We start from the raw sequence: 19,241 nt of genomic DNA on the forward strand, positions 1-19,241 counted from the left end.
ATTTAGATACAGTATTCTTATATCTGAAAATTTGTTTCTTAAATCATTTATCTCTGTATTCAAAATTTGAATTGTAGAATTTTCATTATCCAATTCATTTTTTAAATCTGATACTATTTTTTCAGTTATCTCCTTTTCACTTTGAGAGTTTTCAACTCTTTTAGCATACTCTTTACTATAATTCTCCTCTTCTTGAATCTCAATATCTACTACTCTTTTTTCTTTTTCTAGCTTTTCACTTCTCGATTTTAAATCTAAATATAACTCCTCTGCTATTTTAGATTGTTTTCTTAGACTGTCTTCTAACGCATCAATTCCACCTATTTCATCTTCATACTTTTCAAGTTTTTTACTCATAACTTGAATTTTTTCATTCCAATCCTTCAGTTTAGATGACATCTCTCTTGTACTATCTTCTAAAGTTTTAATCTCTTTTTTTCTTTCAAAAATCTGAGCAACGATAGAGTTTGAATTTTCTCCACCTGTTATTCTTCCTCTAGAACTTAATAACTCACCAGAAAGAGTTACTATATTTCCACTATAACTATTTTCTTTTAAGATTTTTAAAGCAACATCTGCCTCTGTTACAACTAAAATATTTCCTAATAACATATCTAATACTTTACTATATTTTTTATCTACAGTTACTAAATCTGATGCTCTTCCTACAACACCCTCTTTTTTAGGAATATCTTTTATTGAACCAACTTTAATTGTATCTAAAGCTAAAAACGATGCTCTTCCAGCCTTTTTTTCTTTTAAAACTTCTATTCCTTTTTTAGCCACTTCACTTGTTGTTACAACTATATCCTGTAAATTACCTGGAATAGCTGCTTCTATTGCCTTTTGATAGTTCTCTGGTACAGTTATTAATGATATCACTGCACCTTCTACTCCTGCTATTTTAGCATTTAAAACCTCTTTTACACCTTTATAAAATCCTTCATTACTTTCTTGAACTCTATAAAGAGCTTGAAGTTTAGCTGAGGCTCTTTTTTCTTCAAATTCAGCATTTCTTACTAATTCAGCAGCTTTATTCATATCTCTACTTAAATCACTAATCTCTTGCTCTAATTTTATCTGTCTCTCTTCTGTTTCTTTTAGTTGTTTTTGTTTTAACTCTTTATTTTTTAAAGCTTTCTCTAACTCTTTCGAATTCTCTTCTATTTTTTTATCGAATCCCTCTTTCTCCTCTTTTAAAGATGAAATCTTGAATTCACTACCTTTCATTCTTCTTGTAGAACTTTCTATCTCGTTTAAAAGTTTTAACTTTTCAACTTCTAAGTCCATTATTTTTCTCTTTTTTAATTCGATACTAATCTCTTTATCTCTTTTGTTTGTTTCTTTATCCTCAATAGCTTTTTCAAACTCTTTATTTTTTGTTTCAATATCTAGAACTCTTTCTTTTACTCTCTCTTTTTCCTCTTTTAGTTTTACTAATATCTGATCTTTAGATTCTACTGTTTTTTCTACTAAAACTATCTCTTCCTCTTTTTGTTTTAATTCTCTTGTATAAGATGTTATTCTTTCTCTAACTCTTATCTCTTCTTTTTCTAATGCTTCAATCTCAGATCTTAAAGATGTATTACTTTCTGAAAAATTTTCTATTTTAGAGTATAGCTCTTTTCTTCTATTTTCAATTGAGTTAAGTTCTATTTCTAATTTTTTTAATTCCTCTTCTAACGTTGAAGTTATAGTTACTAATCTCTCCTGCTCTTTTTCTCCTGATTTTAATACTTCATCTTTAGAGTTTAAATCAAATGTTAAAACTCCTTTTTGTAAAATATTTTTCTCATCTTTTAAGGCTAAATATTCAATAGCTTTTTTAGATTGTTTTTCAACTCTTGCTCTATTTTCACCAATTTCACCTAGAACTAACTCTATTTTCTCAAGTTCATTTTGAACTTTTTCTAATCTTTTTTCAGATTCCATTTTTTTCTGTTGGAACTTCTTTACTCCTGCAGCTTCCTCTATTATACTTTTTATCTCTTTATTTGAAGAAGATATTATTCTTTCTACTTTTCCTTGTCCTATTACAGAGTAGGCACTTTTTCCAACTCCAGTGTCTAAAAACAATTCTCCAATATCTTTTAATCTAACTTTTTTATCATTGATTAAATAATCATTATCTCCGTTTTGAGACATCTTTCTTGTAATTTTTATACTATCAGCTTCAATTGGAAAAAAGTTGTCTTTGTTGTCTATAAAAAGAGAAACTTCTGCATAATTTGCAGGTTTTTTCCCCTCTCCACCGGAAAATATAATATCTTTACTCTCTTTAGCTCTTATATTTTTATAAGATTGTTCTCCTAAAACCCATAATATTCCATCTAATATATTTGATTTTCCACTTCCATTTGGTCCAACAATAGAGGTTATTCCTCCATCAAAATCTATTCTTATTCTTTCACCGAAAGACTTAAATCCATAAATTTCTACACCTTTTAAGTACATCTTATCTCCCTAATAACTTTTGTCTTAAAAAAAGCTAACCCATTTAGGTTAGCCTATATTTAATATTTTATCAATTCCATTTTTTAAAGCTTCTAAAGCTTTTGCTCTATGGCTAATTTGATTTTTTATTTCAGGCATCTCAGCAAATGTTTTATCATACTCTGGTAAATAGAAATGAGGGTCATATCCAAAGCCTTCTTTCCCTCTAGCTTCATCTATAATTACACCCTCTATTTCACCTCTAAAAGAGTGATACTCTCCATTTGGTTTTCCTAAAGTTATCACAGTTACAAATTTTGCTTTTCTATTCTCTATCCCTTGTAAGTTCTCTATTAGCTTTTTATTATTTGCTGCATCATTTCCGTCTTCTCCAGCGTATCTAGCAGAGTAAACTCCCGGTTCACCATTTAAAGCCTCAACACAAAGACCAGAATCATCTGAAATTGTGATCATATTTGTAAATTTTGCTATCTCTAATGCCTTCTTTTTCGAGTTTTCTTCAAAAGTATCTCCATCTTCTATAACCTCAGGAATTTCTATTCCATCTTTTATAGAAAGTATTTCAAAATCTAATCCAGATAAAATTTTTGACATCTCATCTATTTTTTTCTTATTTCCTGTGGCTAAAAATATTTTCATTACTTAGAAAACTCCTCCTCTATCTCTTTTCTTTGAATATCTATCAATTCATAAATTCCTTTTTCAGCTAAATCTAATAATTCATTTAACTCTTTTCTTGAGAAAGTTGCTTCTTCTCCAGTTCCCTGAATCTCTACAAACTCCCCTTTATCATTCATAATTACATTCATATCTACTTCTGCTTCTGAATCTTCAGTATACATTAAATCAAGTACTGGAGTTCCTTTTACAGTTCCTACAGATATTGCTGCAATGTTAGCAATAATAGGATTTTCTGCTAATAACCCTTTTTCCATAAGTCTTCTCATAGCCATTTCTAAAGCTATAAATCCACCTGTAATTGATGTAGTTCTTGTCCCACCATCTGCTTGAATTACATCACAGTCGATAGTTATTGTTCTTTCACCTAACTTCTCAAGATCAATACAAGCTCTTAAAGCTCTTCCAATAAGTCTTTGTATTTCCATTGTTCTTCCACCAAGTTTTCCTTTAGCAGCTTCCCTTTGGTTTCTCTCTCCTGTTGCTCTTGGTAACATTGAATACTCAGCCGTTATCCATCCTTTACCTTGATTTTTTAAAAAAGGTGGTACCTTCTCTACAACTGTTGCAGTACAAATAACTTTTGTATTTCCAATCTCTATTAAAACACACCCTTCAGCATACATAGTGTAGTTTCTAGTAATCTTTACTTCTCTTTTTTCATTTGTTTTTCTTCCGTCTAATCTTATCATTTCTCTTCCTCTCTATATATACTGTTCTAACTCTTCAAGTTTTTGGTTTTCAATTAGATCTACTGTTTCTATAGGTTCTATTTTTCCAAACTGAATCTCGTAAAGTTTTCTGTATATTCCGTTATTTTCTAGTAATTTTTGATGCGTTCCAACCTCTTTTATCTCTCCATTTTCCATTACAACTATTTTATCTGCATTTATTATTGTTGATAATCTATGAGCTATAACAAAAGTAGTTCTTCCTTTCATTAAGGTATCTAAAGCCTCTTGAACTAATCTTTCTGATTCTGTATCTAAAGCTGATGTTGCCTCATCAAGTATCATAATACTTGGATTTTGAATCAGTGCTCTAGCTATTGCAAGTCTTTGCTTTTGTCCACCTGATAAAAGAACCCCTCTTTCTCCAACTTCTGTTTCAAATTGATTTGGTAATTCCATTATAAAATTATACGCATTTGCCATTTTAGCAGCATTTATTATTTCATCTTTTGAAATATTATCTTTTCCAAAACCAATATTTTCACCAATAGTTCCACTAAATAAGAAAGTTTCTTGTGGTACTATTCCTATATGATTTCTATATTTTTGTAAAGATATCTCTCTTATATCAATGTCATTTATTTTTATACTTCCAGATGTTATATCATAATATCTTGGTAATAGGTTTACTAAAGTTGTTTTTCCACTTCCACTTTTTCCTACTAAAGCAACTACTTCTCCTGCTTTAACATTTAAGTTAAAGTTTTTTAATACTTTTTCATCTCCATCGTCATACTTAAAGTCAACATTGTTAAAATCAATTTTCTCTATAGTTTCAGGTACTTCTTTAACGTTTTCTCCTATATGATCTGGCTCTAACTCTACATCTAAAATTTCAATTACTCTATCTGCAGATGGTAAAGCTTCTTGTAGCTCACTATTTCTTTTAATTAAAGTCTTTAGCGGTTGCTGCATAAGTCCTATCGCAGTTATAAATGATATTAAATCCCCTGGTGTCATGCTTTGAACAACAATTATTTGATATCCACCATAACCTGCTACTAATAAAATCATTATTGTTGCTAAAACTTCATTTATAGGTGATATTTTAGCTTTTATTTTTGTTGTTTTATATATTTTATCAAACTCTTCCTGAGTTACATCCATATATTTATCGATAATTTTATCACTTCTATTGAAACCTTTGATAACTGATATTCCAGATAAAGCTTCTTGAACAAAGGCAGTTACATCTCCAACGGTATCTTGTCTTACTCTTCCTGATTTTCTAATTTTCTTTGTATATTTTTTTACCATAGAAAGTATTGCTGGTAAAACAGTTAACGATATTAATGCTAATACAAAGTCAACTTGAAACATTCTGAATAAAAGAGCAACAACAGTTACAAACTCTTTCAACATATCAAACAGCATAAATCCTATTCTTCCAAGAGTTGTTGAATCTCCTGAAAGTCTAGCCATTAAATCTCCTAGCTTATTTTGTTTAAAATATGCTATTGGTAGTCTTTGTAAATGTGAGAATACATCTATTTTAATATCTCTTCTTATTTTCTCTGTTATGTATCCTGATGAAATATCTGCAAAATAGTTTGTTATAACTTTCAAAATAGTCGATGCAAAAATAGCTCCAATAACAATCATCATCATTTTTGCATTTTTCTTTACTAAAACATCATCTATTAAATATTTACTTAGCCACGCAGGCACTGCACTCATCAAAGAGGTTACAGTAGATAATAATATTACTCCTAACATAGCTGTTTTATATTTCAAACTATATTTTAAGAAAGTTTTTAAAGATTTATTTTTAAAAAACCCCATTATTTTCTTATCTAATTCATTAATTTTTTCCATTTTATTTTCCTTTCAATAAAAATTCAGCATATCTTTTTGTAATATCTACTCCAGAAAGCTTCTCTCTTATTCGTTGAATTTTTTCTTGAACAGAGTCTAAATTTTCTAAAACAGTTTTCATACTTTTTTCTATTTCCATAGAGTTACATCTCTTTTGTAATAACTCTGGAAAGACCTCTTCATTTAAAGTTAAATTTGGTAAAGATACAAAACCAACTTTTAAAATATATTTAGCTATTACATAATTTATAAAATTAGTTTTATAAACTACTATTGTTGGAATCCCTAGTAAAGCTAGCTCTAAAGTAACTGTTCCTGATGCAGCTATTGCTATTTTACTCTCTTTAACACTTTTATTTAAAGATATATCATAACAAATTTCTAAATTTTTTAAATCTGCTAAGTTTTCATCTATCCACTTTAAATGCTCTTTTGAAGAAAGTTTTAGAAGATATTTCTCATTTGGATTCTTTTTTACAAGATCTATGAAATCAGGTATTAAAGATTTTATCTCCTGTTTTCTACTACCTGGAAGCAATAAAATCTTGTCTCCAGTTCTATCTATTTTTTTATATCTCTCTGTAAATGGATTCCCATAGTATATCGCATCTACATTATGTTTTTTATAAAAATCAACTTCCCACGGAAAAATAACCATAATATGGTCAGCTAATTTTAGTTTATCAATTCTTTTTTCTCCCCAAATCCAAAGTTTTGGAGGAATATAATAAAATACTTCAATGTCTTTAATCTCTTTTTTTAATAACTCTAAGAATTTCAGATTAAATCCACCATAATCTACCATAATAACTTTTTTTATATTTTCTTTTTTTATAAAATTAAGATACTCTTCAGCTTTATTTTTTAAATAACTATATTTTTTTATCGCTTCAGTAAATCCCATAATTGCTAACTCATCGATATCCTGTATTATATTAACTCCTGCATTTTTAGAGTGTTTACCAGCCACTCCATAAAACTCTACATTTTTATCCAATTCCTTAGCTTCTTTAACTAAATAAGATAGGTGTAAATCTCCTGACACCTCTCCTGTAGAAACAAATATTTTCATATTTTCACTCCAATAATAAAGATATTATTTTTTTCAGCTAACTCTATACAATCTTTCATATCTAAAAATAACATCTTATTTGCTTCAGCTACAATTCCTTTAGCTTTTATTTGTATGGCTTTTTTTACTGTTTCTATTCCTATTGCTGGTATATCAACTCTCATATCTTGTTGAGGTCTTGCCATTTTTATGATTATGCACTTTTCTCCTGCATATTCTCCTGCTCTTTCTATTGTTTTATCAGTTCCTTCTATTCCCTCTAAGGCTACTACTGATGAATCCTTACAAACAACTGTTTGACCTGCATCTATTTCACTTAATGCTTTAGCTGCTTCAGTCCCTATTTGTATTGTTTTTTTATCCTCTTGAGAAGGTACATTTTTAGTATAATACCTCTCTTTAAACATCATATCTCCTAATAAATGATTCTGAGGTAATACTTTTATCCTATTCAATCTTAAAAATGATATCACACCAAATAACAAAGTCTCATCTTTTTTATCTGGTAGTTTTTCCATTAGTTTCTCTCCAAAATAATCTAATTTCATCTCCTGAAATAAAATTGATTTCTCTACTTTTCCAAGCATTACAACTTCATTTATATCATTTAGTAATAAATATTTTGTTATCTCTCCTATTTCTCCTATATTAAAACTTTTATAGTTTTTATGTTGTTTTATATCCTCTTCAATTGTTTCAAAAAGTCCTATTAAGTATACCTCTATCCCTTTAGCTTCCGCTTCTTTAAGGAAATATAGAGGTAACTTTCCGTTACCTACTATTATTCCAACTTTTTTCATTATCTTGTAATCCCCCTGTTACTAGTTTTTATAAACTCTACAAGATACTTTATATTTTTGTCTTCAGGAAATTCGTTTTCAAGCTCAACTAAAGCATCTTTCAATGGATTTCCATTTCTAAATATAATTCTATATGCTTTTTTCAAATTTGAACGATCCTCTTCTGTAAATCCTTTTCTTCTAAGTCCAACCGTATTTAATCCTCTTATTACAGCTTTATTTCCTTCAGCCATTACAAATGGACAAATATCTTGGTTTATTGCACTCCCTCCACCAGTCATAGAGTAAGAACCTATTCTACAGAATTGATGAACAGGTGTTAAACCACCAATTATAGCAAAATCATCAACAGTTACATGCCCTGCTAAAGTAACTCCATTTGCTAGTATACAATTATCTCCTACTATTACATCATGAGCTACATGAACATATGCCATTAATAAATTATTGCTTCCAATTCTAGTTTCCCATCTATCATCAGTTCCTCTGTGAATCGTCACAAACTCTCTAATGCTATTGTTATCTCCAATTATAGTTTTTGTTGGCTCACCCTTATACTTTAAATCTTGTGAAGCTTTACCAATAGAAACAAAAGAATAGATTGTGTTATTTTCTCCTATTTCAGTTATTCCCTCAACTACAACATGAGATTGTAATACTGTATTTTTTCCTATCCTTACGTCTTTTCCCACTATACAGAAAGGACCTATCTTTACTCCCGGTTCCAGTATTGCTCCATCCTCAACTATAGCAGTGCTATGAATTTCAGTCACTATTTTTTCACCCTACTCTCTATTTTTCCATAATAGTAAATGTAAATGATGCCTCAGTCACCACTTTATCATCTACTTTTGCTACTCCTGTAGCTTTTACTATATTTCTTCTTAATTTATCAACTTGTACTTCATATATTAATTGATCTCCTGGTCTAACTGGAGCTTTAAACTTTACATTTTCAATTGCAGCAAAATATGGCACTTTTCCTTCTGTATCATCTAAAACTAAAACTCCTAAACATTGCGCCATTCCTTCTACAATTAAAACTCCTGGCATAATTGGATGTCCTGGAAAGTGTCCATTAAAAAACTCTTCATTTACAGTTACGTTTTTTAATCCTCTTATTTTTTGCGCCTCTTTATCCATCTCTAAAACTCTATCAACTAATAAAAACGGATATCTGTGTGGTATTCTTTTCATTATCTCCATAACATCTAACATATTTTTTCCTCCTGCTTTTTAAGTAATTTTGCAAATTCTATATCTAAAGCATGACCTGCTTTGATAGCTATTATGTGTCCTTTTATAGGTCTATTTAATACCTTTAAATCCCCTATTAAATCTAAAATTTTATGTCTTACAAACTCATCTTCAAATCTTAAACCACTTGGATTTAAAACTCCATCTTTTTTTACAACAATGGCATTATCTAGCGTTCCACCTAAAGCTAAATTATTTTTCTTTAAATAATCTATTTCATAATCAAATCCAAAAGTTCTTGCATTTGCTATTTCATTTTTATAAGACTCCATATCTAAAACAACTTCTAACATCTGACTTTTTAAAAATGTGTGATCAAACTTAATAGTATAAGTTATTTTATATCCATCATATGGCAATGCTACTATATGTTTATCCCCTACAGTTAAATTTATAGGCGTTTTTATTTCAATCTCTTTGACCTCTTCTTCCAACTCTTGAACTCCAACACTTTCAATAACTTCTAAGAAAACTCTAGCACTTCCATCTCCTATCGGAAGTTCATTTCCATCTAACTCAACAATTAAATCTGTTATTTCAGCTATATAAAGAGCTGATAAAAAATGTTCAATTGTATAAACTGCTGCTCCAAATTCATTTTTTAAATTTGTTCCTCTAGTTAGATCAAATGTATTTTCTATATCCATAGAAATTACATTTTTACCACTCTCTAAATCCACTCTTTTAAAGATTATTCCACCATTTTTAGCTGGAATTAATTTCATTTTTATCTCTTCACCTTTGTGAAGACCAATCCCATTATATTGAATTTCTTTATTAAGAGTCTTTCTCTTCATAAATTTTCTCTCCTTTTAACTTATGCTTTAGTTAAAAACTTTGTTGCTAAAGCTAAAGCTATATCTTTTTTCCCATCTACAAATTGTACACCTAATTTTTTTTCTGATATTTCAACTACTTTTCCTAATCCAAACTTTGTATGAATAACTTTTTCTCCCATAGCAAAAGGAGAATTTGAAATATTTTTCATCTTTTTTAAATCTTCTGCAGTTATAATATTTTTATAACCTGTTATTTTTTTATCATTTGTAGAGAGTTTTGATTTTGGTAATAACTCTTGAGCTTTCTCTACTTTATCTAAAACTTCAGCTGGAAGTTCATCTATAAATCTTGATTTTATTTTTGTTAAAAATTCACCGTAAACAAATCTACTTTTTGCATGTGTTAAATACAATTTTTCCTCTGCTCTAGTTATTGCAACGTAGCAAAGTCTTCTCTCTTCCTCTAATTCCTCTGGATTGAAAAGTACTTTCTTTGAACCAGGGAAAATATCATCTTCTACCCCTGTTAGAAAAACAACAGGAAACTCCAATCCTTTAGAGTTATGGATTGTCATTAATTTTATATAATCTGACTCCCCTTCTAAATCATCTGTTGCACTAACAAGAGATATATTCTCTAAATATTCTCTCAATGTTAAAAAGTCCACTGTTTTTTCTAACTCTACTATAGAGTTTTTTAATTCCTCTACGTTCTCTATTCTTCCCTCAGCTTCTGCACCATACGTTGAATTTAAATAAGAGAAATATCCCACTCTTCTTATTAATTCATCAAATACCTCACTTACACTTCCTTCATGACTTAACTCTATCAAGTCATTTAAAATTGTATATAGCTCATCTAAAGCTATTTTTACACCTGACGTTAAGCCCGGGATTTCCATTCCTTTTCCAAGAGCTTCAAACATTGAAATATTTGCTTCATTTGCATAATCTCTTATTTTTTCTATACTTTTATCCCCTATTTTTCTCTTAGGAACATTTATTATTCTGTTTAAATTTATTGCATCCTGAGGATTATTTATTACTGTTAAATATGCCACTATATCTTTTATTTCAGCTCTTTGGTAGAATTGCATTCCACCAAAAACCTTATATGGAATATTATATTTTAATAATCCCTCTTCAAAAAGTCTAGATTGAGCATTTGTTCTATAAAGAATTGTAAACTCTCTGTAGCTTTTTCCCATATTTTTTCTTTTCACAATCTCTTCAATTATATAGTTTACTTCTTCTCTTCCATCTAAGCACTCTTTTATAGTAATTAGTTCTCCTTGAGGTTTTTTAGTCCATAAATTTTTATCTTTTGCTGTTTTATTGTTTTTTATCACTTCATTTGCTGCTGTCAAAATTGCAGATGTTGAACGATAATTTTCTTCAAGTTTAACAACCAAAGCATCTTTATAATCCTTCTCAAAATCTAATATATTCTTTATATTAGCACCTCTAAAACCATATATACTCTGGTTTTCATCACCAACTACGCATATATTTCTATATTTCGCTGCTATTTTACTAACTATATTATACTGAATATTATTTGTATCCTGATATTCATCAACCATTATATATTGAAATTTTTCTTGGAGCTTTTCTAAAACCTCTGGAATATCTAACAATTTATGAAGATTAACTAAAATATCTGAAAAATCCATTCCATTATTCTCTTTTAAAGTTCCATTATACCTTCTATAGCACTCTAATATTATTTTATAATTAGAATCAAATCTATTTTCTTTTTCATAATCAGATACACTCACACTATTTTCTTTTAGTTTTGATATAATTGAAACTACAGCTCCTTCTGTTAATGACTTATCATTAACAACAAGCTCTTTCATAATTCCTCTTATTACTCTTTTTTGATCATCTGTATCATATATTGTAAAGTTAGCATTATAACCTAATTTATCTCCATATACTCTTAATAATCTTACACCAAAAGAGTGAAAAGTTGATATCATAGCTTTATGTGCATCTTCTCCAATTAAAAGTTCAACTCTTTCTCTCATCTCTTTAGCCGCTTTATTTGTAAATGTAACTGCTAAAATCTTATAAGGAGAGATTCCTTTTTCATTTATCATATGCGCAATTCTATACGTAATGGTTCTTGTTTTTCCAGACCCAGCTCCTGCTAATATTAAAAGTGGTCCTTCAATTTTTTTAGCCGCTTCTCTTTGTTTTTCATTTAATTTATCTAATATACTCATAATTACTCCTTTAAAATTATACCATATAATTATATTACTATTCAAATAAAATACCCGATTTTCCAATAGTTTTTTTGGATTTTATCGGGTATCATAATCAATTATTTTTTATTCAACGTCTTCTTTTGATCTCTCTGTAAAAAATTTTGTTAAATTAACTAGTATATAGTAACAAGTAACTATAAACATGCTGTATTTCAATGTCGCTAAAATTAAGACAATAAACGGTATTGTTAGTTTTTTAGGAACAAATCCAAATACTTTATCAGGTGTTTTAAACGGTATTGTACTTACCATTAAAATTGCAGCTAATAGTGTTAATCCTACAAAAACTTCTATTGAAAATAGATTCATTCCAAAATTTGTTTTTACTACTTCAACAAATAATAAGTATGAACACACAACTGATGCTCCCGAAGGAATTGGCATACCGCTAAAATCATCTTTTTCACTTGATGCTGTTGTTACTATGTTAAACTTAACTAATCTCATAACTCCACATAGTGCATATATAAACGATATTGGAATAACAAAAGACTTCATTCCATCAGAACTTTTTAGTACTGAATAAACCAATATACCTGGTGCTAATCCAAAAGATATTGCATCACAGAAAGAGTCGAACTCCTTTCCAAATTCACTAAATGCATCTAGTTTTCTCGCTGTTTTTCCATCTAAACCGTCGCATACCATAGCTAATATTATAAACCAAATAGCTTTTGAGAAATCCCCCGCTATGGAAGCTGTGATACTTAGATATCCTAAAAACATATTCGCTGCTGTAATTGCATTAGGTGCAATATACTTTCTTTCTACCATTTTTAATCATCTCCCTGTTTTTACAAATCTATTTGATTTTATCATATATATGATATAAAATCAATATATCTATACTTTTCAAAATAATCTAGTGAAAGCGAGTAATGTATGAATAAAAAATATTTTTTTAATCTTTTTCCAAATGAAGATGAATTTCTAATAGCTTCTATTTGGGAGGATTTGTCGTTATGTTTAGAAATTGATTATCCTGTTTATGGCTCTATTTTTTTACCCCCACAAATCTGGACAAAACTTCATGATGTTTGTGAATCAATTAATTTAAATATGCTTACTTTAGGTTTAACTCCTCATAGTGAAAAACAGTTAGTAATTTTTACACCAAAAAACTTTGATTTTTTACATTTAGAGGAAGTTGTTACTTATTTTAAAATTGATGCTTCTAATAAATTTAAAATTTTACAACACAAAGATTTTTTAGGTACTATTATGGGGCTTGGACTTAAACGAGAAACTTTAGGTGATATTATCGTTAAAGACAACATCGGTTATTGTATAGCTACAAATGATATTTTTAGTATTATAAAAAATAATCTTGAGCAAATAAATACTATTCCTATAAAAATTAGCACCATCAGTACTTCTCAAGTACCTCAATTGGAATTTAAAGAGATTACAGATACTGTTTCATCTTTTAGACTTGACTCTATTATATCTTCTATTGCAAATTCATCTAGAAACATCAGTACAAACTTGATTGAAAGTGGAGATGTTTTAATTAACTATAATACTGAGAAAAGCAAAAATAAAATAGTTAGTATTGGTTCAGTAATTACAATTAGAAAAAAAGGAAAATTTATTTTAGAAAAAAACTTAGGTGAAAATAAAAAAGGAAAATTTAAAATTCTTATAAAACAATACATTTAGGGAGGGGTTTCATGAAAACTGTTAAAACTATCGATGCTACTGGTATGATTTTATGCCATGATATAACAAAAATTATTCCTGGAGAATTTAAAGGAGTAGCATTTAAAAAAGGTCATATTATAAAAGAAGAGGATATTCCAGAGCTTTTAAAACTTGGAAAGGATAATCTTTATGTGTGGGAACATCAAGAGGGAACTCTACATGAAAATGACGCTGCAATTAGAATAAAAGAGCATATTGCTGGCGAAGGCTTAGATTTTTCAACAATAAAAGAGGGAAAAATAGATTTTATTGCTAATCTTGATGGACTATTAAAAGTTGATGTAGCTGAATTGCTAAAAATAAATAGCTTAGGAGAAATTATTGTATCCACTTTACATAACAATACACCTGTAAAAAAGGGAACAAAAGTGGCAGGAACAAGAGTTATTCCTCTAGTTATCAATGAAGATAAAATTATAGAGATGGAAAATATCTCAAAAGAAAATATTATTAAAATTTTGCCAATCAAACCAAAAAAAATAGCTATCATAACTACTGGAAACGAGGTTTTTTATGGAAGAATTCAAGATAAATTCGGTCCTATTCTAACTAAAAAAGTTGAAGAATATGGATGTAAAGTTATTTACCACGCATTCTCTTCAGATGAAAAAGAGATGATAAAAGAGAAAATACAAGAAGCTTTAGATAGTGAAGCTGAACTTATTCTTTGTACTGGTGGTATGTCTGTAGATCCTGACGACAGAACTCCTCTTGCTATAAGAGAGATGGGTGGAGAATTAATCACTTATGGATCGCCCGTTTTACCTGGAGCTATGTTACTTTTAGCTTATCATGGAGATAGGGCTATTTTAGGATTACCTGGTTGTGTTATGCACTCTAAAAGAACTGCTTTTGACTTAGTTTTGCCTAGAATTTTAGCCGATGAAAAAATAAATTTTGAAGATATTGCAGCATATGGTCATGGTGGACTTTGTCTTGACTGTCCAATTTGTACTTTTCCACATTGTTCTTTTGGAAAATAAGTAACAAAATAAAAACACTTCTATACAAAGATTCTCTCTTTGGATAGAAGTGTTTATTTTAATAAAATCTTATTATTTGTGAATATTTCTTTTGTTCATTTGAATTTAATCTCTGAATTTCTCTTTTACCTTCAACTTTATTAGAACCATTTGTAAAATCTGTTATTCCAGCCCATGGCTCTAAACAGATAAATTCACTTGAATCTGTACTTGTCCATAAAGTTAATATTGGTAAATTTTCAAATTTAAATTCAATTCCATGAGAAGAGTTTAAATGTTTTATATCTATTTCTTTATTCTCCATCCCTTCAAATACTAATGCATCTTTAGCAAATTTATCTTTCGATAAATTAAACTTCTTACACACCGTTATCTTCTCTGGAACATCAAATAAAAAAGAGTTATTTCTTTCGTCAATTTTATATAAGTTACACTCTTCTTCTTCTTTTAATTCTAAATAATAATTCTCAAAAGTTTTGTCATTATTATAGTTACAATAAAAAGCTGTATGTCCACCAATATGATAGAACATCTCAACTACATCATTGTTTTTAACTATATAATTATGATGTAAAGTATCCTCTACTAATATGTATTCAACTATTAAAGAGAAATTGTAAGGATATCTTTCCTTTGTATACGAATTTGGTTTTAACTGAAATCTTGCTATAGTGTTTGTCACTTCTAAAGTTTCAAACTCTAAATCTCTAGCAAATCCATGTTTTGTCATTGGAAGAGTAACTCTCTCACTTTTTCCTAAAGGATAATCTATTTCTCCATTTAAAATATTACCAATAAAAGGAAATAGGTTTGGAGCACTTTTTTTAAAGCTTCCTTCAGTTCCTGGCCAAATATATTCAATTCCACTCTCTTTATTTATAACACTTTTCAATTCTGCACCAAACTTATTAATTAGTACAGTTAACTTTTCATTCTCTATTTTCACCATGAGAATTATCCCCCTATTTTTAAATTAGTATTGTACTAAATTTGGAAATTGAGAATCTAAAATTTCATCCATTTGAGCTGTAAATTCAGCATTTTCCTCATTTTTTAAGAACTCTTCTACATCTCCTGTAATCTCAATTCTCTCAATGATATCTCCTTGCTTTACTGAGTCTACAACTTTTTGGTCAGCTTCAGATACAACTTCACCAAAAATTGTATGCTTATAGTTTAACCAAGGTGTCTCAACATGAGTTATGAAGAATTGTGATCCATTTGTTTCTGGTCCAGCATTAGCCATTGCTAATACTCCTTTTTTATCAAAAACTACTCCCTCTTTAAACTCATCTATAAATTGGTATCCTGGTCCACCTGTTCCTGTTCCTGTTGGGTCTCCACCTTGAATCATAAAGTCTTCAATTACTCTATGGAATTTAATACCATTATAGTATCCTCTCATTGCTAAGTGTGCAAAGTTTAATACTGTTACTGGTGCTACTTCTGGGAAAAGAACTAAGTTAATATCTCCTCTTGGTGTAACTATTTTAGCGTTTAATTTTACTTCTTTCATATTTCTTACCTCCATATTTTTTCCTAAAACAACTCTTGGTTTTGCAAACATCTTTTTCGAAAGAAAAAAGACAATAAATACTGCCAATAAAATCAAAATCTGTTTGAACCCTTTTTCCATTCTTACTAGTCCTCCATTTTAAAAGCTTCTTTATATGTTTCTAAAAGTTCCTCTTCTGAAACAACCCCGTAAATTTCATAAGGCCATTTAGATTCTAACTTCTTTTTTAATTGATTGATATCTTTTTCAACAACTAAGTACTTATCCTCTGTATCTCTAAGTTTTTCTCTCACTGGTTGCAGCTTATAAATTATATCAAATTGTTCCTCTTCTTGTATAGTATCTTTTAATAAGTTTTCTAAATTTTGTTCTTCTATTGCTAGTTTATTGTATCTATTAAGTATTTTATCCTTTTTGTCCAATAATCTATTTAGATTATATTTAAAAAATCTTTTTACAACTACAGCTCCCGATTTCCCTTTCAGTTCTTCTCTCTTTTTTAAAGTTTCTTGAATTTTTTCAACCGGTAATCTATTTTTTTCTCTTATTTCTTCTACCATATCTTTAAAAGAATTGAACTCTTCTTCATTCATTTTATCCACTTTCATCTCTAAAAGTGCTCCATATATTTTTTCATAAGGTAATAAAACTTTTTCATTTAAAATTTCCTCACCTGAAATATCTCCCATTTCTCTTAACTTATCTAATTGAGTAGAAGTAATTTTTAAAACTGTTAAAATTACTTCTTGAGCATAACTTATAAATTCCTCTTTTTTCATTATTCTCTCTCCTTTTTTCTCATAGATTTCCCAGCTAAAACTCCAGTAGAACATGCTGCTTGAATATTATAACCACCTGTATCTCCATCAATATCTAAAAGTTCTCCAACTAAATAAAGACCTTGTATTTTTTTAGATTCCATAGTTTTAGCATTTACCTCATCTAAAGAGATTCCACCTCTTGTTACCATAGCCATCTCAAAACTTCCAACTTTTGTTATCTCCATCTTATTCGAAGTTAATGCTTTTACTAGACTCTCTCTTTTTTCTTTTGAAAGTTCTGCCATTTTTAACTCTTCATTTATTTCTAAAATAGACAATATAGTTTTTATAAATCTTTCAGGTAAAAAATAATAAGATAAAACTTTCTTTATAGTTTTTTTACCATCTTTATTCATCTCTTCGATTAGCTCTTTATTTAAAACCTCATACTCTTTTCCAATATAATTAATCTCCAACTGACTTTCACTTTCAACAAATCTTGAGTTATCCAATATTCCAGGACCACTAAAATTCGTATGTGTCAACAATACAGCTCCTTTTTTTTCTATAACTTTTTTATTCTCTTTCCAAATAGTAATTTTAACATTTTGAAAACTTATTCCTGAAAGTTCTTGAAAAAAATAATCTCTTACATATATGGGACTTAATGCCGGTTTTGGCGGTATAATTTTATGCCCTAGCTCCTTAGCCATCACATATCCATCCCCTGTTGTTCCAACTCCAGGATAAGATTTTCCACCTGTTGCTAAAACTAAATTATCACACTTGTATAATCCTTTGTCTGTAAAAATTGAAAATAATTCTAAGTTTTTTTGAATACTTTCTATTTTTATTCCCTCTATTGTTTTAATACCTAGAGTCATCATCTTTCTTTTTAAAAGATCTACAACATCTAAAGAACTAAATGTTTCAGGAAAATATTTTCCAGTTTCTTCCACTAAAACTAGAGGTAATCCATTTTCTCTAAAAAATGTTTTTAACATCTCTGGAGAATATTTATTTAAAGCCTCTTTTAAAAATTTTCCATTTAGACCGTATTTATCAGAAAAATCTTTAGGTTTTCCAGTATGAGTTAAATTGCATTTCCCACTCCCAGCTACCAATATTTTATTCCCTATACGTTTATTCTTTTCTAAAAGAGCTACTTTAAACCCTCTTTCTGCTGCTGTAATAGCTGTAAAAATTCCTCCTGGTCCTCCTCCAACTACTATTAAATCAAATTCATTCATTATCTAGCTCCATAATATTGATAATAGTGACATTTTATTCCACCATTATATAGCTTTCTATTTTTTGTAGCCTTTTTTCCAAATACTTTTTCAAAGTTTTCATAAGATGTAATTATATAGTAAGACCATTTTGGAAATCTCATTTGGAAAATATCTCCCATAAGACCATATAATCTTTCTACAGCATCTTCATCTAACAAACGATCTCCATATGGTGGATTTGATATTATACATCCTTTTTCTGCCATCGTTTCCAACTCTAAAAAGTTCATACATTTAAATTCAATCTCTTCTTCTACTCCAGCTCTTATAGCATTTAATTTGGCTACTTCTACTGTTTCAGAGTCTATATCAGAAGCATATATTTTTACTTCTTTATCGTAATCTTCTCTTGAAAATGCTTCATCTCTTAAATCAATCCATAGGTTTTCAGGTATTATATCCCACTTTTCAGATGCAAAGTTTCTATTTACTCCTGGAGCTACATTTCTCGCTATCATAGCTGCTTCTATTGCAATAGTTCCTGTTCCACACATTGGATCTAACAGAGGTCTATCTCCGCCTTTCCAACGACTTAATAAAACTAAAGCTGCTGCCATTGTTTCTTTTAAAGGCGCTTCATTTATTAAGTTTCTATAACCTCTTTTATGCAATCCTTCACCACTTGTATCAATCATAACTAAAAATATATCGTTATGTGCTTGTATTTTAACTCTATAATGAGCTCCTGTTTCAACAAGTCTTTCTGTTTGATATGCCACTTTTAATCTTTCAACTATCGCTTTTTTTACAATTTTTTGAATATCAGATTTCGAAAAAAGTTTACACTTTACTGAACTTACCCAACTTATTGGAAACTCTCCATCTATTGAAATTATATTTTCCCAAGGTAATCTTTTTATATTTTCAAATAAATTATCAAAAGTTAAAGCTTTAAACTCTCCCATTTTTATAAAAACTCTATCTGCACATCTTAAATGTAAGTTAGCCTCTACAATGTCCTTTTCATCTCCATCGAATTCAACTCTTCCATTAAATGTTTCAATATTTTCAAATCCTAAATCTTTACACTCATCTTTAACAACACTCTCTAATCCCATTGTTGCTGAGGCTATTAATCTATACTTCTTACTCATCTATTCACTCCTTTTTTTTAAACACTCTAAATATA

18 protein-coding genes are annotated in these 19,241 nt (G+C 29.1%); 2 read left to right on the forward strand and 16 right to left on the reverse strand.

Translation table 11 applies throughout. From position 1 onward, the window contains the following. From smc to pssA, 11 genes are all read right to left on the reverse strand, one after another. On the reverse strand, nt 1-2,454 hold a 2,454-nt coding region (gene smc / locus Q0V08_RS04805), incomplete at its 3' end, for a chromosome segregation protein SMC (RefSeq protein WP_297432571.1). 48 nt (nt 2,455-2,502) lie between these two features. Then, nucleotides 2,503-3,093 carry an XTP/dITP diphosphatase gene (locus Q0V08_RS04810; RefSeq protein WP_023049915.1) on the reverse strand — a complete coding sequence of 197 codons (591 nt, stop codon included), beginning with the start codon at nt 3,091-3,093 and terminating at the stop codon, nt 2,503-2,505. Then, complete coding sequence (gene rph / locus Q0V08_RS04815) at nt 3,093-3,824, reverse strand: ribonuclease PH (protein WP_282441574.1); 732 nt, start codon at nt 3,822-3,824, stop codon at nt 3,093-3,095. The genes Q0V08_RS04810 and rph overlap by 1 nt, the downstream gene beginning before the upstream one ends. A 12-nt stretch (nt 3,825-3,836) precedes the next feature. Further along, nucleotides 3,837-5,678, reverse strand: a complete 1,842-nt coding sequence (locus tag Q0V08_RS04820) for an ABC transporter ATP-binding protein (protein ID WP_297432577.1) — start codon at nt 5,676-5,678, stop codon at nt 3,837-3,839. A 1-nt stretch (nt 5,679) separates the two neighbouring features. Continuing rightward, nucleotides 5,680-6,750, reverse strand: coding sequence for a lipid-A-disaccharide synthase (gene lpxB / locus Q0V08_RS04825; protein ID WP_297432579.1), 1,071 nt, complete (start codon nt 6,748-6,750; stop codon nt 5,680-5,682). Beyond that, a complete protein-coding gene (gene lpxI / locus Q0V08_RS04830) occupies nt 6,747-7,550 on the reverse strand; it encodes a UDP-2,3-diacylglucosamine diphosphatase LpxI (protein ID WP_297432581.1) in 804 nt (267 codons plus the stop codon). The genes lpxB and lpxI overlap by 4 nt, the downstream gene beginning before the upstream one ends. Then, nucleotides 7,550-8,323 (reverse strand): acyl-ACP--UDP-N-acetylglucosamine O-acyltransferase, encoded by a 774-nt coding sequence (lpxA, locus tag Q0V08_RS04835; protein ID WP_023049910.1) that lies wholly within the window; start codon nt 8,321-8,323, stop codon nt 7,550-7,552. The genes lpxI and lpxA overlap by 1 nt, the downstream gene beginning before the upstream one ends. A gap of 19 nt (nt 8,324-8,342) precedes the next feature. Further along, nucleotides 8,343-8,768, reverse strand: a complete 426-nt coding sequence (gene fabZ, locus Q0V08_RS04840) for a 3-hydroxyacyl-ACP dehydratase FabZ (protein ID WP_023049909.1) — start codon at nt 8,766-8,768, stop codon at nt 8,343-8,345. Further along, on the reverse strand, nt 8,762-9,604 hold the full coding sequence (gene lpxC / locus Q0V08_RS04845; RefSeq protein ID WP_297432583.1) for a UDP-3-O-acyl-N-acetylglucosamine deacetylase: 843 nt from the start codon (nt 9,602-9,604) through the stop codon (nt 8,762-8,764). Before lpxC ends, fabZ begins: the two co-directional genes overlap by 7 nt. A 20-nt stretch (nt 9,605-9,624) precedes the next feature. Then, nucleotides 9,625-11,814 (reverse strand): UvrD-helicase domain-containing protein, encoded by a 2,190-nt coding sequence (locus tag Q0V08_RS04850; protein WP_297432584.1) that lies wholly within the window; start codon nt 11,812-11,814, stop codon nt 9,625-9,627. Between the two features lie 108 nt (nt 11,815-11,922). Then, nucleotides 11,923-12,633, reverse strand: a complete 711-nt coding sequence (pssA, locus tag Q0V08_RS04855; protein ID WP_297432586.1) for a CDP-diacylglycerol--serine O-phosphatidyltransferase — start codon at nt 12,631-12,633, stop codon at nt 11,923-11,925. Between the two features lie 108 nt (nt 12,634-12,741). Here pssA and Q0V08_RS04860 point away from each other — a divergent pair, with 108 nt between their 5' ends. Together Q0V08_RS04860 and Q0V08_RS04865 are read left to right on the forward strand one after the other, a co-directional pair. Further along, nucleotides 12,742-13,518 carry a YlmH/Sll1252 family protein gene (locus Q0V08_RS04860; RefSeq protein WP_297432588.1) on the forward strand — a complete coding sequence of 259 codons (777 nt, stop codon included), beginning with the start codon at nt 12,742-12,744 and terminating at the stop codon, nt 13,516-13,518. Nucleotides 13,519-13,529: 11 nt separating this feature from the next. Next, on the forward strand, nt 13,530-14,543 hold the full coding sequence (locus Q0V08_RS04865) for a molybdopterin-binding protein (RefSeq protein WP_297432590.1): 1,014 nt from the start codon (nt 13,530-13,532) through the stop codon (nt 14,541-14,543). Between the two features lie 58 nt (nt 14,544-14,601). On the opposite strand, the gene Q0V08_RS04870 is transcribed toward Q0V08_RS04865, so the two are convergent. The 5 genes from Q0V08_RS04870 to Q0V08_RS04890 form a co-directional block, all read right to left on the reverse strand. Beyond that, nucleotides 14,602-15,492, reverse strand: a complete 891-nt coding sequence (locus tag Q0V08_RS04870; protein WP_297432591.1) for a hypothetical protein — start codon at nt 15,490-15,492, stop codon at nt 14,602-14,604. Between the two features lie 24 nt (nt 15,493-15,516). Then, nucleotides 15,517-16,059 carry a peptidylprolyl isomerase gene (locus Q0V08_RS04875; protein WP_366099773.1) on the reverse strand — a complete coding sequence of 181 codons (543 nt, stop codon included), beginning with the start codon at nt 16,057-16,059 and terminating at the stop codon, nt 15,517-15,519. A gap of 125 nt (nt 16,060-16,184) precedes the next feature. Next, nucleotides 16,185-16,838 carry a hypothetical protein gene (locus Q0V08_RS04880; protein ID WP_297432593.1) on the reverse strand — a complete coding sequence of 218 codons (654 nt, stop codon included), beginning with the start codon at nt 16,836-16,838 and terminating at the stop codon, nt 16,185-16,187. Continuing rightward, on the reverse strand, nt 16,838-18,070 hold the full coding sequence (locus Q0V08_RS04885; RefSeq protein ID WP_297432595.1) for an NAD(P)/FAD-dependent oxidoreductase: 1,233 nt from the start codon (nt 18,068-18,070) through the stop codon (nt 16,838-16,840). Before Q0V08_RS04885 ends, Q0V08_RS04880 begins: the two co-directional genes overlap by 1 nt. Beyond that, complete coding sequence (locus Q0V08_RS04890; RefSeq protein WP_297432597.1) at nt 18,070-19,206, reverse strand: class I SAM-dependent RNA methyltransferase; 1,137 nt, start codon at nt 19,204-19,206, stop codon at nt 18,070-18,072. The genes Q0V08_RS04885 and Q0V08_RS04890 overlap by 1 nt, the downstream gene beginning before the upstream one ends. Nucleotides 19,207-19,241: the final 35 nt, after the last annotated feature.

This window comes from uncultured Cetobacterium sp., assembly GCF_947038635.1.
Classification (GTDB): domain Bacteria; phylum Fusobacteriota; class Fusobacteriia; order Fusobacteriales; family Fusobacteriaceae; genus Cetobacterium_A.

Coding starts and splice junctions, on each gene's coding strand:
- Q0V08_RS04885 (WP_297432595.1), bottom strand. CDS start 18,070: ATGAATGAATTTGATTTAATAGTAGTTGGAGGAGGACCAGGAGGAATT.
- lpxB (WP_297432579.1), bottom strand. CDS start 6,750: ATGAAAATATTTGTTTCTACAGGAGAGGTGTCAGGAGATTTACACCTA.
- Q0V08_RS04880 (WP_297432593.1), bottom strand. CDS start 16,838: ATGAAAAAAGAGGAATTTATAAGTTATGCTCAAGAAGTAATTTTAACA.
- Q0V08_RS04865 (WP_297432590.1), top strand. CDS start 13,530: ATGAAAACTGTTAAAACTATCGATGCTACTGGTATGATTTTATGCCAT.
- Q0V08_RS04820 (WP_297432577.1), bottom strand. CDS start 5,678: ATGGAAAAAATTAATGAATTAGATAAGAAAATAATGGGGTTTTTTAAA.
- Q0V08_RS04860 (WP_297432588.1), top strand. CDS start 12,742: ATGAATAAAAAATATTTTTTTAATCTTTTTCCAAATGAAGATGAATTT.
- lpxI (WP_297432581.1), bottom strand. CDS start 7,550: ATGAAAAAAGTTGGAATAATAGTAGGTAACGGAAAGTTACCTCTATAT.
- pssA (WP_297432586.1), bottom strand. CDS start 12,633: ATGGTAGAAAGAAAGTATATTGCACCTAATGCAATTACAGCAGCGAAT.
- Q0V08_RS04850 (WP_297432584.1), bottom strand. CDS start 11,814: ATGAGTATATTAGATAAATTAAATGAAAAACAAAGAGAAGCGGCTAAA.
- Q0V08_RS04875 (WP_366099773.1), bottom strand. CDS start 16,059: ATGAAAGAAGTAAAATTAAACGCTAAAATAGTTACACCAAGAGGAGAT.
- fabZ (WP_023049909.1), bottom strand. CDS start 8,768: ATGTTAGATGTTATGGAGATAATGAAAAGAATACCACACAGATATCCG.
- Q0V08_RS04890 (WP_297432597.1), bottom strand. CDS start 19,206: ATGAGTAAGAAGTATAGATTAATAGCCTCAGCAACAATGGGATTAGAG.
- Q0V08_RS04810 (WP_023049915.1), bottom strand. CDS start 3,093: ATGAAAATATTTTTAGCCACAGGAAATAAGAAAAAAATAGATGAGATG.
- rph (WP_282441574.1), bottom strand. CDS start 3,824: ATGATAAGATTAGACGGAAGAAAAACAAATGAAAAAAGAGAAGTAAAG.
- Q0V08_RS04870 (WP_297432591.1), bottom strand. CDS start 15,492: ATGGTGAAAATAGAGAATGAAAAGTTAACTGTACTAATTAATAAGTTT.
- lpxC (WP_297432583.1), bottom strand. CDS start 9,604: ATGAAGAGAAAGACTCTTAATAAAGAAATTCAATATAATGGGATTGGT.